Source organism: Pseudomonas sp. BW16M2, assembly GCF_014268865.1.
GTDB lineage: Bacteria > Pseudomonadota > Gammaproteobacteria > Pseudomonadales > Pseudomonadaceae > Aquipseudomonas > Aquipseudomonas peradeniyensis.
In genome coordinates this window covers 1-14,369 of sequence record NZ_JABWRI010000012.1, presented here as the reverse complement: position 1 = coordinate 14,369, position 14,369 = coordinate 1, and the positions used below count along the sequence as shown (strand labels likewise).

Sequence of the window (14,369 nt, the reverse complement as noted above, 5' to 3'; positions counted from 1 at the left end):
GGGTTATTTGTCGAAAGGTTTCACAAAGGTGATTTTAGGCTCTTTGACCGGACCTTCGACGCGATAGTGCACACTGGCGAAGCGCGCCACCCGGTCCCCGATCAGCCGATCGACCAGGAACAACGCGCCGCCGATCGCCGGCGCGCCGACGATCAGCGCGGCCAGCGGCAGGTTGTTGGTCACCGGCAGCGTCACCAGCAGCTTGGCATCGACCCGGTCACGGACGAAGTCCATGGTGCCGTCGAGCTCGAAATTGCTCGACGGCCCGGTGACAGTGATCGGCTCACGGGTCACGTAGACCCCTTCGCTGGCCACCAGCAGCCCCTTGACCCGGTCATAGGCCAGGCCCTTGCTGAACAGGTCGGAGAAGTCCAGGCGCAGGCGCCGGCCGATGGAGTTGAAGTTGAGCAGCCCGAACACCCGCAAGGCCTGGGCGCTGCCCTCGACCTCGACGAACTGGCCGCTGCGCAAGGCCGCGTCGAGGCTGCCAGAATAACGGTTGAGGCTGACCCAGGCCGGCGAGCCCGGCCAGCGGCCGTCCACGTCCATGCGGAAGTCGCGGCTGGTGACCGTGGGCGCAAAGCCCCAGGCCTTGAGCACATCACCCAGGTTCTTGCCATCCAGCCGGCCCTTGTACCAGCTCGAACTGCTGCCCGGCTCGCCTTCCCAGCCACCGCTGCCATCAATGTGCAGCCCCTTGAGGTCCAGGTCTACATCGCTCATGGCCATGCCTTTGGCGGTCTGGCGCAGCTTCAGGTTGACGCTGCCGAACAGGTCGTCGCCGCGGTACAGCTTGTCGATGGTCAGGTCCAGCGGCGGCACCTTGCGCGGGTCGACCCCGGCCAATGGGTCCGGCGCGTTCTCGTCCTGGGCTTCATTCGGGTCCGCCGGCGGCAGGCGCAGGCTCTGCAGGCGGACGGTCATGGGCGTGGCCTTGGCATCGGGAATACGGGCATTGCCGATGACTTCCTGGCTGTCCAGGCGCAGGTCCCAGGCCGGGCCCCCGCGCATCAGGCGGATCACCGCCTGGTTGAGGTCCATGCCGAAGGCCTTGAGCTGGCCGATGCTCAGGTCCACGCTCTGCAGGTTCTGCCGGGCGCTGCCGCCCGGATCCTTGCCGGCCAGGCGCTCCATCTGTTGCTGCCAGGGGGCCAGGTCCAGGGTCTCAAGCCGGCCACGCACACGCAGGCCCTGGCCGCTGGGGAGGCTGGCTTCACCCGTGCCCAGCAGCAGCTCGCCACGCCCCTGGGCCAGCTTGTCGGCGGGCGCGGCGTAGGCGAAGCGGGCAAGGTCGGCGTAGCTGGCATCGATGCGCCGCTCGGGGCCTTGCAGGGTCAGGCCGAAGCGACTGTCGCGGGTTTCCCCGGCGGCCTTGCCGAAAGGCGCCGGCAAGTCGATGGCCAATCCCTTGAGCGAAGAACTGACGCTCAAGCGGTTGTCGCGACTGCCGAGTGTCACTTGCAACTGATAAGGCAGCTCGCCCGAGACCGGTAGCGGCTGCTGGTACTGCAACCAGTCGGTCAGGGCCTTGAGGCCGACCTGGCCATTGGCATTGATGCGGGTCTGGATCTGCCCGCCCTGCCCTTCGGCGGTAATCTGCGCGGTCACCGGTTTGCCGAAGGCGTGCAGGCTGATGTCCTTGCCGCTCAGGCCCTTGTCGAAATCGAAGGTGAAGTCGCCTTTGAGCTGGGTCAGTTCCAGGCTCGGCGGCGCCACTTTCAGGGTCGCGTCGTGGGTCGCGAAGTCCACCAGCACCTTGGGCCGTTGCCCATGGGCCAGGGGTATATCGAGCTTGACCTTCCCCTTGAGCGGGCCTTCACCGTCCCAGCCAGCAAAGATCTCGCCTGTGCCGATGGGCGCTTCCTTGAGGATCTTCAGACCATCACTAAGGCTGCCGTCGAAGTCGCCATCGAGGAACAGGTGGCTGTGCTGGTCGCCCTCTACATGGGGAATGTTGACGCTGACATCGCTGACCTGGGTGTCCAGCAGCAGCCCTTTGCGGGCCTGGATGCGCACGCCGGTGTCCTCGATGTAGACATTGCCGTCGACCTGCTGCACCTGCGGCCAGCCCGGCTGGAAATCCAGCGCGGCGTCGTGGACCTTGAAGAACAGGCTGATATCGCGGGCATGGGGCGGCGCGTTGTGATGCAGCGAGCCCTGGTACTGGAAGTAACCCTCGTCGACATTGCCCTTGACGATGGCGCTGCGCAGCCATTCGTCCAGGGCCGGGCTGAGCACCTCGGGCAGGTACTTGGCGGTGTAGCGACCGTCGCCCTCGGTGAGGCCGACGCGCAGGTCCATGTAGTCTTCATGGCCCGGTTGCAGGTGGATGCGAATCAGGAAGTCCGCGGCGATCTTGCCCTCGTCGCCCAGCACCTTGATATAGGGGGCGACCAGGGTGAAGGCTTCCTTGTCCAGGGTCCAGGTCAGCCGTGCGTTGGCTTTCGGGTAATGCCAGGGTTTGCCGAAGATCGGATACAGATGCAGCATGAAGGCCTGGGTGTCCAGGCGCAGTTCGCCGTGCCCGAGGTCACCGCTGATGGCGCCGCTGACGTTGCCGGCGGCCGGCGCGCCGTGATAGGCGTCGAAGCCGACTTTCTCCAGGTTGGCGGCGAACTGCAGGCGCCGGTCGCCCTCGGCCTTGGGCCGGATGTCCAGGCGCACGTTGCGCAGGGCGCCGGTCACCTTGAGCGCGTCGACCACCGTCATCAGTTTGTCCGGCAACGGCGCCAGGGCGTCGATCACCGGGGTCAGCGGGGTCAGGTCGAGGCGGTCGGCCTGCACCTGCCAGCTTTCCTCGGCCGGGCTCTGACCAGGACGCTGCGCCAGTTGCAGGTGCGACTCCCAGCGATTCTTGCCCAGGCTCATGGCCAGGGAGTCGACGACGACGTCGAAGCCCTGATCCTGACGCTGGAACCAGGCCGACAGGGCCAGGTTGTCCAGGGTAATGGCCTTGCGCCCGGTGTAGGCGCCCTTGAGCTGCGGGGCGTTGAGACGAACCATCGCCTGCTGCAACTGCCCCTTGCTCCAGTCGATCCAGAACTCGCCACCGGCACGCAGGGTGTCGGCCTGCCACTGGCCCAGCAGCTGCGGCGGCAGCCAGCGCGCCCAATCGCTTTGCGGCAGGCTCAGGTAGGCCTGCACGCGACCGTCGCGCCAGGCCTTGGCGGTGGCGCGACTGTTCAGGTTCAGGGCCAGGGGCTGGCCGTCGGGCAGCGTGGCGCGCAGGTCGACGCTCTGGCGCGACGCCCCGGCCTGCAATCCCAGGCTGACATAGGTGAGGGTCAGGGGATCACGTTGCCAGGGATGCAGGGTGACCTGGCTGTCGAACACATCGATCCGCCCCAGTTGGCGCAGGCGCTTGAGCGTATCGGCCGGATCGAGCGGCGCATCATCCTTCTGCGGCAGGCCTTCGAGGGTCCAGGCGCCCTGCTCGCTCTCGCGCAGGATCAGTTGCAGCCCGCTGAGCTGGATGCGCGCCAGGCGCACTTCGCGGGCCTTGAGGCTGGCCCACAGGTCGGGCACCAGCTTGACGTCGTCCAGGCGCAAGGCTGCCTTGCCTTCGCCCAGCTGCAGGTCGCGCACGCGCAACACCGGCGCCAGTCCACTCCAGCGCCCTTCCAGGGCACCGACGTGCACGGGCATGCCCAAGGCCTGTTCGGCCTTGAGTTCGGCGTCGGCACGGTATTCGGCGACCAGCGGTACCAGTTGCCGACCGAGGCTGACATACAGCGCCACCAGCACCGCCAGCAGGGCGCAGATTCCCAGCCCCCAGCGGGTCAAGGCGCCCAGAACGCGGGTCAGACGTTCCATGGCCATGGCCCTCCAAGTCGTCCCTTAACTATGGCCGGTGAATAGCGCTTTGCCAGCCCGTCCATGGGGCGACCGCCATTAGCGAAGGTCAGAGCAGCACCACATCGTATTGTTCCTGGGAATACATGGACTCCACCTGGAAGCGGATGGTTCGCCCGATGAACGTCTCCAGTTCGGCGACGTTGCCCGATTCTTCATCGAGCAGGCGGTCAACCACCTTCTGGTTGGCCAGTACCCGATAGCCCTCGGCCTGATAGGCGCGGGCCTCGCGCAGGATCTCGCGGAAAATTTCGTAACAGATCGTCTCGGGGGTTTTCAGCTTGCCGCGCCCCTGGCACGCCGCGCAGGGCTCGCACAGCACCTGCTCGAGGCTTTCGCGGGTGCGCTTGCGGGTCATCTGCACCAGGCCCAGCTCGGTGATGCCGATAATGTTGGTCTTGGCATGATCACGCTCGAGCTGCTTCTCCAGGGTCCGCAGGACCTGGCGCTGGTGCTCCTCGTCCTCCATGTCGATGAAGTCGATGATGATGATCCCGCCGATGTTGCGCAGGCGCAGTTGCCGGGCAATGGCGGTGGCGGCCTCGAGATTGGTCTTGAAAATGGTCTCTTCGAGGTTGCGATGGCCGACGAACGCCCCAGTGTTGACGTCGATGGTGGTCATCGCCTCGGCCGGGTCGACCACCAGGTAGCCACCGGATTTGAGCGGCACCTTGCGTTCGAGGGCGCGCTGGATCTCATCCTCCACGCCATACAGGTCGAAGATCGGCCGCTCGCCGGGGTAATGCTCCAGGCGATCGGCGATCTCCGGCATCAGCTCGGCGACGAACTGCGTGGTCTTCTGGAAGGTTTCCCGCGAGTCGATGCGGATCTTCTCGATCTTGGGGTTGACCAGGTCACGCAGGGTGCGCAGGGCCAGGCCAAGGTCCTCGTAGATGACCATGGGGGCCCCGCAGGTCTTGATCTGCGAGCCGATCTGCTCCCACAGGCGGCGCAGGTAGCGGATGTCCTGGAGAATGTCCTCGGCGCGGGCGCCCTCGGCGGCGGTGCGCAGGATGAATCCGCCGGCGTCCTTCATGTCTTCCTGGGCCATGCAGTCGGTGACCACCTGCTTGAGGCGCTCGCGTTCGGCTTCTTCCTCGATCTTCAGGGAAATGCCGACATGGCTGCTGCGCGGCATGTACACCAGGTAGCGCGACGGAATCGACAGCTGGGTGGTCAGGCGCGCGCCCTTGCTGCCGATGGGGTCCTTGGTGACCTGCACCACCAGCGCCTGGCCTTCGTGCACCAGCGCGGTGATGTTCTCCACTGCCGAGCCTTCGCGCTGGGAGATCTCCGAGGCGTGGATGAACGCCGCCCGCTCCAGGCCGATGTCGACGAACGCCGCCTGCATGCCCGGCAGGACCCGCACCACTTTGCCCTTGTAGATGTTGCCGACGATGCCACGGCGCTGGGTGCGCTCCACGTGCACTTCCTGCAGGACGCCGTTCTCCACCACCGCCACGCGTGACTCCATCGGGGTGATGTTGATCAGGATCTCTTCACTCATGGCGCGCTCTCGTCAGGGGTCTGGGGTAATGATGGATTGCTGCGGCGTGGCTGGCTAGCGCTGTGCGGAACCCTCTTGCAGTTGCCAACATGGCACGCCGAATTGCTCGAGGAGTTCGGCGGTTTCACTCAGGGGCAGCCCGACCACGGCCGAGTAGCTGCCCTCTATGCCGCTGACGAACACCGCGCCCAGGCCCTGGATGGCATAGCCGCCGGCCTTGTCGACCGGTTCGCCACTGTCCCAGTAGCGCAGCGCTTCCTCGAAGGAGATGGTGCGAAAACGCACGGTGGTGCTGACGCAGCGGCTGATGCTGCGCTGGCCGTCGGTCAGCGCCACGGCGGTGAGCACCTGGTGCTCGCGCTTGGACAGGTCGCCGAGCATGGCCAGCGCCTGCTCGCGGTTCTCCGGCTTGCCGAGGATCTGGCCATCGAGCACCACGGTGGTGTCGGCGCCCAGTACCACCCCGGCGCCGTCGGTGTGGGCGAAGCCCGCCACGGCCTTGGCCTGGGCCAGGCGCTCGACATAGGCCGCCGGGGCTTCGCCCGGCAGCGGGGTTTCATCGATGGGTGCGCTGACGACGGTGAACGGCACGCCGATCTGGGTCAGCAGTTCACGCCGGCGCGGCGAGCCGGAGGCCAGGTACAGCTGAGTCATATGGACATCTCCCTGTCAGTGGCGGCGGGTCGTCAGTGAATGTGCAGGCGAACGCGCAGGCCGCGCAGGGCGAAACTCACCCAGGGCCAGAGCAAGGCGCTGATCACCGCCGACCAGACCAGGGCCAGGGTCGGCAGGCGATTGCCGGTGAGCGCGCTGAGCCACAGCTGGATCAGCTGGGCGATGCCGAAGATCACCAGGATCACCAGACTCTGCTGCCACATGGGGAACATGCGCAGGCGCTGCTGCAGCGACAGCACCAGGAAGGTGATCAGGGTGAGGATCAGGGCATTCTGGCCGAGCAGGGTGCCGTACAGCACGTCCTCGGCCAGGCCGAGCAGGAATGCCGTGGTCATGCCGACCTTGCCGGGCACGGCGAGGGTCCAGAAGGCCAGCAGCAGGGCCAGCCACATAGGCCGGAACACTTCCATGAACTGCGGCATGGGCGAGACGCTGAGCAACAGGCCGATGGCGAAGGTCAGCCAGATGGCCCAGCCGTTTCTGCTACGGGTGCTGGCCATTATTGTCTCCGGGGTTGAGCGGGCGCGGCGGCCGGTTGAGCCGGCACCGGGCTGGGCGTCGTTGGCGCAGCCGCGGGAGTGGTGCCAGGCGCGGGCTGCGCGGCATGGGCCGGCGCGGGTGTCGCGGGCGTGGCCGCTGGCGGAGTGTGGCCAGCGCCCTGACGGTCGGCCTCTTCCTGGGCGATCGCCGCCTCGGTGGCGCGCTCTTCCGGGGTACGCCGGTCGCTGAACACCAGCAGCATGTAGCGGCTGCGGTTGAGCGCGGCGGTCGGAATGGCACGGACGATGGCGAACGGCTGGCCGGAGTCGTGGATCACTTCATTGACCGTGGCCACCGGATAACCGGCCGGGAAGCGCTGACCCATGCCGGAGCTGACCAGCAGGTCGCCTTCCTTGATGTCGGCGGTGTCGGCCACATGGCGCAGTTCGAGGCGCTCCGGATTGCCGGTGCCGCTGGCAATGGCGCGCAGGCCGTTGCGGTTGACCTGCACCGGAATACTGTGGGTGGTGTCGGTGAGCAGCAGCACCCGCGAGGTGTACGGCATCAGCTCGACCACCTGGCCCATCAGGCCACGGGCATCGAGCACCGGCTGGCCGAGAAACACGCCGTCGCGCTCGCCCTTGTTGATCAGGATGCGGTGGGTGAAGGGATTGGGGTCGACACCGATCAGCTCGGCGACCTCGACCTTCTCGTTGACCAGCGCCGAGGAGTTGAGCAACTCGCGTAGGCGCACGTTCTGCTCGGTCAGGGCCGCCAGCTTCTGCAGGCGCCCCTGCAACAGCAGGGCCTCGGTCTTGAGTTTCTCGTTCTCGGCGATCAGCTCGGTGCGGCTGCCGAACTGGCCGGCCACGCCCTGCCACATGCGCTGTGGCAGATCGGTGATCCAGTAGGATTCCATCAGCACCAGGCCCATCTGGCTGCGCACCGGCTTGAGCAGGTCGAAGCGCGAGTCGACCACCATCAGCGCGACCGACATCACCACCAGCACGAGCAGGCGAACGCCCAGCGAGGGGCCCTTGGAGAAAAGCGGTTTAATAGGCCGTTCCTCGTGGACGACTCAGAAGGTCATGGGACATGGGGCAATGCACCGGCCTGCTGCGGATTGACGGAAACGGCGCCCAGGCGGGCGCCAGCACAGCGCATACAGGTAGCACTGTGCGTGCCACCTGTAAACCTGAGGATGCTACTGCGCAGCGATCACTCGCTGGAGAGTAGGTCCATGGCGTGCTTGTCCATCATTTCCAGGGCACGACCACCGCCGCGGGCGACACAGGTCAGCGGGTCTTCGGCGACGATCACCGGCAGGCCGGTTTCCTGGGCCAGCAGCTTGTCGAGGTCACGCAGCAGCGCGCCACCGCCGGTCAGCACCAGGCCGCGCTCGGCGATGTCCGAGGCCAGCTCGGGCGGCGACTGCTCCAGGGCGCTCTTGACCGCCTGGACGATGGTCGCCAGCGACTCCTGCAGCGCTTCGAGCACTTCGTTGGAGTTCAGGGTGAAGGCACGCGGCACGCCTTCGGCCAGGTTGCGGCCACGGACGTCGACTTCGCGCACTTCGCCGCCCGGGTAGGCGGTACCGATTTCCTGCTTGATGCGCTCGGCGGTGGATTCGCCGATCAGGCTGCCGTAGTTGCGGCGCACGTAGGTGACGATGGCTTCGTCGAAGCGGTCGCCGCCGACGCGCACGGATTCGGCGTAGACCACGCCGTTGAGCGAGATCAGGGCGATTTCGGTGGTACCACCACCAATGTCGACGACCATCGAGCCGCGGGCCTCTTCGACCGGCAGGCCGGCACCGATGGCAGCGGCCATTGGCTCTTCGATCAGGAACACTTCGCGGGCACCGGCGCCAAGGGCCGATTCACGGATGGCGCGGCGCTCGACCTGGGTCGACTTGCACGGCACGCAGATCAGCACGCGAGGGCTGGGCTGCAGGAAGCTGTTTTCGTGCACTTTGTTGATGAAGTACTGCAACATTTTTTCACAAACGCTGAAGTCGGCGATCACGCCGTCCTTCATCGGGCGAATGGCTGCAATGTTGCCAGGCGTACGGCCCAGCATGCGCTTGGCTTCGGTACCGACTGCGACGACGCTTTTCTGGTTGCCGTGGGTGCGGATGGCAACCACCGAGGGCTCATTCAGGACGATACCGCGCTCACGCACGTAAATAAGGGTGTTGGCAGTACCCAGGTCGATGGACAGATCGCTGGAAAACATGCCACGCAGTTTCTTGAACATGGGAAAGTGACCCTGGGGAAAGCGTGGGTAAAAAAGTGCGGCAAACTCTAACAATGGCAGGGATTTTGGGCAAGGAGCCAATATGTTAAATTGGCTGTTTTTCCGAGCATGCCTGCCGATGATCGCGGCCCTTTGACCGCCAGAATCCCAGCATGTTCCTCATTTGCGGACTCATTCCGTCTGTCGTTTTCCTGGAGATCCCCATGGCGCTTCAACGCTCCGACGTGGAAAAGATCGCCCATCTGGCCCGCCTGGGCCTGAATGAAGGCGAATTGCCACGCACCACCGATGCCTTGAACAGTATTCTCGGGCTGGTCGACCAGATGCAAGCCGTCGACACCACCGGCGTGGAACCCCTCGCCCACCCGCTGGAGACCACCCAGCGCCTGCGTCCCGACCAGGTCACCGAAAGCAACCAGCGCGACCGCTACCAGGCCGTCGCTCCGTCGACCGAGAACGGTCTGTACCTGGTTCCGAAAGTCATCGATTAAGGGATAGCGCCTGCCATGCATCAACTCACTCTGGCCGAGATCGCCCGTGGCCTCGCCGACAAGTCGTTCTCCTCGGAAGAACTGACCGGCGCCCTGCTGTCGCGCATCAAGCAGCTCGACCCGCAGCTCAACAGCTTCATCACCGTCACCGAAACCCAGGCCCTGGAGCAGGCGCGCGCCGCCGACGCCCGTCGCGCCGCCGGCGAGACCGGCGCGCTGCTGGGCGCGCCGATCGCCCACAAAGACCTGTTCTGCACCAACGGCGTGCGTACCAGCTGCGGCTCGAAGATGCTCGACAACTTCACCGCCCCGTACGACGCCACCGTGGTCGCCAAGCTGGCCGAGGCCGGCATGGTCACCCTGGGCAAGACCAACATGGACGAATTCGCCATGGGCTCGGCCAACGAGTCCAGCCACTACGGCGCGGTGAAGAACCCGTGGAACCTCGAGCACGTGCCGGGCGGCTCGTCAGGCGGCTCGGCCGCCGCCGTGGCCGCGCGCCTGCTGCCGGCCACCACCGGCACCGACACCGGCGGCTCGATCCGCCAGCCGGCGGCGCTGACCAACCTCACCGGCCTGAAGCCAACCTACGGCCGCGTGTCGCGCTGGGGCATGATCGCCTACGCCTCGAGCCTCGACCAGGGCGGCCCGCTGGCCCGCACCGCCGAGGACTGCGCCCTGCTGCTGCAAGGCATGGCCGGCTTCGACGCCAAGGACTCGACCTCGGTCGACGAGCCGGTGCCAGACTTCAGCGCCAACCTCAACGCCTCGCTGCAAGGCCTGCGCATCGGCCTGCCGAAGGAATACTTCGGCGCCGGCCTCGACCCGCGCATCGCCGACCTGGTCCAGGCCAGCGTCAAGGAGCTGGAAAAGCTCGGCGCGGTGGTCAAGGAAATCAGCCTGCCGAACATGCAGCACGCCATTCCGGCGTACTACGTGATCGCCCCGGCGGAGGCCTCCTCCAACCTGTCGCGTTTCGACGGCGTGCGCTTTGGCTACCGTTGCGAGGATCCCAAGGACCTCACCGACCTGTACAAGCGTTCCCGTGGCGAAGGCTTCGGTGCCGAAGTGCAGCGCCGCATCATGGTCGGCACCTACGCCCTGTCGGCCGGCTACTACGACGCCTACTACGTCAAGGCGCAGCAGATCCGCCGCCTGATCAAGAACGACTTCATGGCCGCCTTCGAAGAGGTCGACGTGATCATCGGCCCGACCACGCCGAACCCGGCCTGGAAGATCGGTGCCAAGGCCGGCGACCCGGTCGCCGAGTACCTTGAAGACCTCTACACCATCACCGCCAACCTGGCGGGCCTGCCGGGCCTGTCGATGCCGGCCGGCTTCGTCGACGGCCTGCCGGTGGGCGTGCAACTGCTGGCCCCGTACTTCCAGGAAGGCCGCCTGCTCAACATCGCGCACCGTTACCAGCAAGTCACCGACTGGCACACCCGCGCCCCCAACGGCTTCTGAGGAGTTCACACATGCAATGGGAAGTTGTGATCGGGCTGGAGATTCATACCCAGCTCGCCACCCAGTCGAAGATCTTCTCCGGCAGCGCCACCACCTTCGGCTCCGAGCCGAACACCCAGGCCAGCCTGGTCGACCTGGGCATGCCCGGCGTGCTGCCGGTGCTCAACCAGGAAGCCGTGCGCATGGCGTGCATGTTCGGCCTGGCGATCGATGCCGAAATCGGCCCGCGCAACGTGTTCGCGCGCAAGAACTATTTCTACCCCGACCTGCCCAAGGGCTACCAGATCAGCCAGATGGACCTGCCGATCGTCGGCAAGGGCCACCTGGACATCGCCCTGGAAGACGGCACCATCAAGCGCATCGGCGTGACCCGCGCGCACCTTGAAGAAGATGCCGGCAAGAGCCTGCACGAAGACTTCAACGGCGCCACCGGTATCGACCTGAACCGCGCCGGCACGCCGCTGCTGGAGATCGTCTCCGAACCGGACATGCGCAGCGCCAAAGAGGCGGTGGCCTACGTCAAGGCCATCCACGCCCTGGTGCGCTACCTGGGCATCTGCGACGGCAACATGGCCGAAGGCTCGCTGCGTTGCGACTGCAACGTCTCGATCCGCCCGAAAGGCCAGACCGAGTTCGGCACCCGCTGCGAGATCAAGAACGTCAACTCGTTCCGCTTCATCGAGCGGGCGATCAACAGCGAGATCCAGCGCCAGATCGACCTGATCGAGGACGGTGGCAAGGTGGTGCAGGAAACCCGCCTGTACGACCCGAACAAGGACGAGACCCGCTCCATGCGCAGCAAGGAGGAAGCCAACGACTACCGTTACTTCCCCGACCCGGACCTGCTGCCGGTGGTCATCGAACCGAGCTTCCTCGACAGCGTGCGCGCCGCCCTGCCGGAGCTGCCACCGCAGAAGGTCGAGCGCTTCCAGAGCCAGTACGGCCTGTCGGCCTACGACGCCAACGTGCTGGCCTCCAGCCGCGAGCAGGCCGACTACTTCGAGCAGGTGGTGAAGATCGGCGGCGACGCCAAGCTGGCCGCCAACTGGGTCATGGTCGAGCTGGGCAGCCTGCTGAACAAGCTGGGTGTCGAGATCGACCAGTCGCCGGTCAGCGCCGAGCACCTCGGCGGCATGCTGCTGCGCATCCGCGACAACACCATCAGCGGCAAGATCGCCAAGACCGTGTTCGAGGCCATGGCCGCCGGTGAAGGCGATGCCGACGGCATCATCGAAAGCAAAGGTCTCAAGCAGGTCACCGACACCGGCGCGATCGACAAGATGCTCGACGAGATGCTCGCCGCCAACGCCGAACAGGTCGAACAGTACCGCGCCGCCGACGAGGCCAAGCGCGGCAAGATGTTCGGTTTCTTCGTCGGCCAGGCGATGAAGGCGTCCAAAGGCAAGGCCAACCCGGGGCAAGTGAACCAATTGCTCAAGGCCAAGCTCGAAGGGTGATCCCGATCGCGGGGCAAGCCCGCTCCCACTGGCGTGGGAGCGGGCTTGCCCCGCGATGATCAGCGGCAACAGCGGAGCATCCGACTTGCTAAGACGCGCCATCACCTCCCTCACCCTCTTCTCGCTCCTGGCCGGCTGCGCCAGCCATGACATCGACCCACGCGGCTACGACCAGACCGGCACCGCCTCCTACTACGGCGCCCGCCACCACGGCAAACGCACCGCCAGCGGCGAACCCTTCAACCAGCACGGCCTCACCGCCGCCCACCGCAGCCTGCCTTTCGGCAGCCGGGTGCTGGTCACCAACCTGTCCAACCAGCGCAGCGTCGTGGTGCGCATCAACGACCGCGGCCCGCATACCCGTGGCCGGCTGATCGACCTGTCACGCGCCGCCGCAGAAAAAATCGGCATGCTCCGTAGCGGAACCGCGCGAGTCCGGGTACAAGGTCTGAGCGATTGACCTGACTGGAGCCCTCGCCATTTTCGACCTGGCCACCCTCCCCGCCTTCAGCCTGCTGCAACTGGGCCTGGGCCTCGTGCTGCTGATCATCGGCGCCGAACTGCTGGTGCGCGCCGCCCTGCGCCTGGCCAGCCGCCTGCACGTGCGCCCGCTGATCATCGGCCTGAGCCTGGTGGCCTTCGGCAGCACCGCGCCACAGCTGACCGTGAGCCTGCAGGCCGCCTACCAGGGCGCGCCGGACGTGGCGCTGGGCAGTGTCGTGGGCAGCAACATCTTCAACGTGCTGGTGATCCTCGGCCTGGCGGCACTGATCATTCCGCTGCGCGTGTCGCGCCAGCTGGTGCGCCTGGACATTCCGCTGATGATCCTGGCCAGTGCCCTGGTGTACCTGCTCGCGCTCAACGGCCAGTTGGGGCGCCTGGAAGGTGGCCTGCTGCTGCTCGGCCTGCTGGCTTACCTGGCCATGCTCTGGCATCAGTCACGCCACTACGCCCGCACCTACCCCGCGCCGAGCACCCTGCATGCCAGCCCGCTGCGCTTCTGGAGCGCTGCGCTGTTGCAGATCGTCGTGGGCCTGGGTCTTCTGAGCCTGGCCGGGCACCTGCTGCTCGAGGCGGTGGTGGAAGTGGCCACCGACCTGGGCCTGTCCGAACGCATCATCGGCCTGACCGTGGTGGCTGTGTGCACTTCGTTGCCGGAGCTGGCCGCCGCGCTGATCGCGGCCCTGCGCGGCGAACGGGAGATCGCCGTGGGCACGGTGATCGGCAGCAACCTGTTCAACCTGCTGGCGGTGCTGGGGCTTACTGCGGTGATCACCCCCGAGCCCTTGTCGATCTCACCCAACGCCCTGGACTTCGACCTGCCGGTGATGCTCGGTGTCGCCGCCCTGTGCCTGCCGGTGTTCTATTCCAGCTACCGGGTCACCCGCGCCGAAGGCCTGGTGTTCCTGTGCCTGTACCTGGCCTACGGCCTGCATGTGGTGGCCTTCACCACCGGGATGCCGCTGGCCGGACGCCTTGAACGATTGATGCTGTTCTATGTGATGCCCGTGCTCGGGATCGTGCTGCTGTACACCACGGCTCGGGCCTGGCGCCGCCAACACTAAGGAAAACAACATGGCTGACACGAAACAGACTGGTGAGAGCATTCGTCGCCAGGTGATGGGCGATGCCTTCGTCGATCGCGCCCTGGGCAATGCGACCGCGTTCACCCAACCGCTGCAGGACTTCGTCAACGAACATGCCTGGGGGAGTGTCTGGGCCCGTGACGGGCTGCCGCTGAAGACCCGCAGCCTGATCACCCTGGCCACCCTGACCGCGCTCAAGTGCCCGCAGGAGCTCAAGGGGCACGTACGCGGGGCGCTTAACAACGGTTGCACCGTTGAGGAGATCCGCGAGGCGCTGCTGCATTGTGCGGTGTATGCCGGGGTGCCGGCGGCGATTGATGCGTTTCGGGCGGCGCAGGAAGTGATTGATAGTTATCAGGCGAGTTCTAGCGATTAAGGGCGGGGCCCTGGCCTCATGACTGTTACCTATGTGAGTGAACTGCTGTGTAACCCATGTGGGTGAGCCATACAGCTTGGTGGCCGGAAGATTAGCCAGACCGTCAGCTAGCGACAGCTACGTCAGTCCAGGCGCCGCCCGTGCCTTCGCGACTTCAGGAGGCCGAACGCAGGCCTTGCGGAGGGAGGTGACGGGCATGGATGCCCGTCAAGCGCTGGGGCC

At 66.0% G+C, this 14,369-nt stretch carries 12 protein-coding genes; 6 read left to right on the top strand and 6 right to left on the bottom strand.

The features are described from left to right. Positions 1-3: 3 nt before the first annotated feature. The 6 genes from HU735_RS13055 to mreB form a co-directional block, all read right to left on the bottom strand. On the bottom strand, positions 4-3,819 hold the full coding sequence (locus HU735_RS13055; RefSeq protein ID WP_186713846.1) for a YhdP family protein: 3,816 nt from the start codon (positions 3,817-3,819) through the stop codon (positions 4-6). An 82-nt stretch (positions 3,820-3,901) separates the two neighbouring features. Then, positions 3,902-5,359: a ribonuclease G gene (gene rng, locus HU735_RS13050; RefSeq protein ID WP_186713845.1), complete on the bottom strand. Its 1,458-nt coding sequence runs from the start codon at positions 5,357-5,359 to the stop codon at positions 3,902-3,904. Positions 5,360-5,413: 54 nt separating this feature from the next. Continuing rightward, the gene (locus HU735_RS13045; RefSeq protein ID WP_186713844.1) at positions 5,414-6,013 is read right to left on the bottom strand and encodes a Maf family protein; all 600 of its coding nucleotides are present in this window, start codon (positions 6,011-6,013) and stop codon (positions 5,414-5,416) included. Between the two features lie 32 nt (positions 6,014-6,045). Beyond that, entirely contained in the window at positions 6,046-6,534 is a 489-nt protein-coding gene (gene mreD, locus HU735_RS13040; RefSeq protein WP_028689641.1) for a rod shape-determining protein MreD, read from the bottom strand. After that, positions 6,534-7,571 (bottom strand): rod shape-determining protein MreC, encoded by a 1,038-nt coding sequence (gene mreC, locus HU735_RS13035; protein ID WP_186713934.1) that lies wholly within the window; start codon positions 7,569-7,571, stop codon positions 6,534-6,536. Before mreC ends, mreD begins: the two co-directional genes overlap by 1 nt. Before the next feature lie 161 nt (positions 7,572-7,732). Beyond that, positions 7,733-8,770 (bottom strand): rod shape-determining protein MreB, encoded by a 1,038-nt coding sequence (mreB, locus tag HU735_RS13030; protein ID WP_003255163.1) that lies wholly within the window; start codon positions 8,768-8,770, stop codon positions 7,733-7,735. A 203-nt stretch (positions 8,771-8,973) separates the two neighbouring features. Between mreB and gatC the strand changes: the two genes are divergently transcribed. The 6 genes from gatC (at position 8,974) to HU735_RS13000 (ending at position 14,147) form a co-directional block, all read left to right on the top strand. Then, positions 8,974-9,261: an Asp-tRNA(Asn)/Glu-tRNA(Gln) amidotransferase subunit GatC gene (gatC, locus tag HU735_RS13025; protein ID WP_028689639.1), complete on the top strand. Its 288-nt coding sequence runs from the start codon at positions 8,974-8,976 to the stop codon at positions 9,259-9,261. Between the two features lie 15 nt (positions 9,262-9,276). After that, positions 9,277-10,728 carry an Asp-tRNA(Asn)/Glu-tRNA(Gln) amidotransferase subunit GatA gene (gene gatA / locus HU735_RS13020; RefSeq protein ID WP_186713843.1) on the top strand — a complete coding sequence of 484 codons (1,452 nt, stop codon included), beginning with the start codon at positions 9,277-9,279 and terminating at the stop codon, positions 10,726-10,728. Positions 10,729-10,739: 11 nt separating this feature from the next. Further along, positions 10,740-12,185 (top strand): Asp-tRNA(Asn)/Glu-tRNA(Gln) amidotransferase subunit GatB, encoded by a 1,446-nt coding sequence (gatB, locus tag HU735_RS13015; RefSeq protein ID WP_050704079.1) that lies wholly within the window; start codon positions 10,740-10,742, stop codon positions 12,183-12,185. Between the two features lie 85 nt (positions 12,186-12,270). Next, positions 12,271-12,645, top strand: coding sequence for a septal ring lytic transglycosylase RlpA family protein (locus HU735_RS13010; RefSeq protein WP_186713842.1), 375 nt, complete (start codon positions 12,271-12,273; stop codon positions 12,643-12,645). Positions 12,646-12,706: 61 nt separating this feature from the next. Next, positions 12,707-13,750, top strand: coding sequence for a calcium/sodium antiporter (locus HU735_RS13005; RefSeq protein WP_186713933.1), 1,044 nt, complete (start codon positions 12,707-12,709; stop codon positions 13,748-13,750). A gap of 10 nt (positions 13,751-13,760) precedes the next feature. After that, positions 13,761-14,147, top strand: coding sequence for a carboxymuconolactone decarboxylase family protein (locus HU735_RS13000; protein WP_186713841.1), 387 nt, complete (start codon positions 13,761-13,763; stop codon positions 14,145-14,147). The last annotated feature ends 222 nt before the right edge of the window (positions 14,148-14,369 follow it).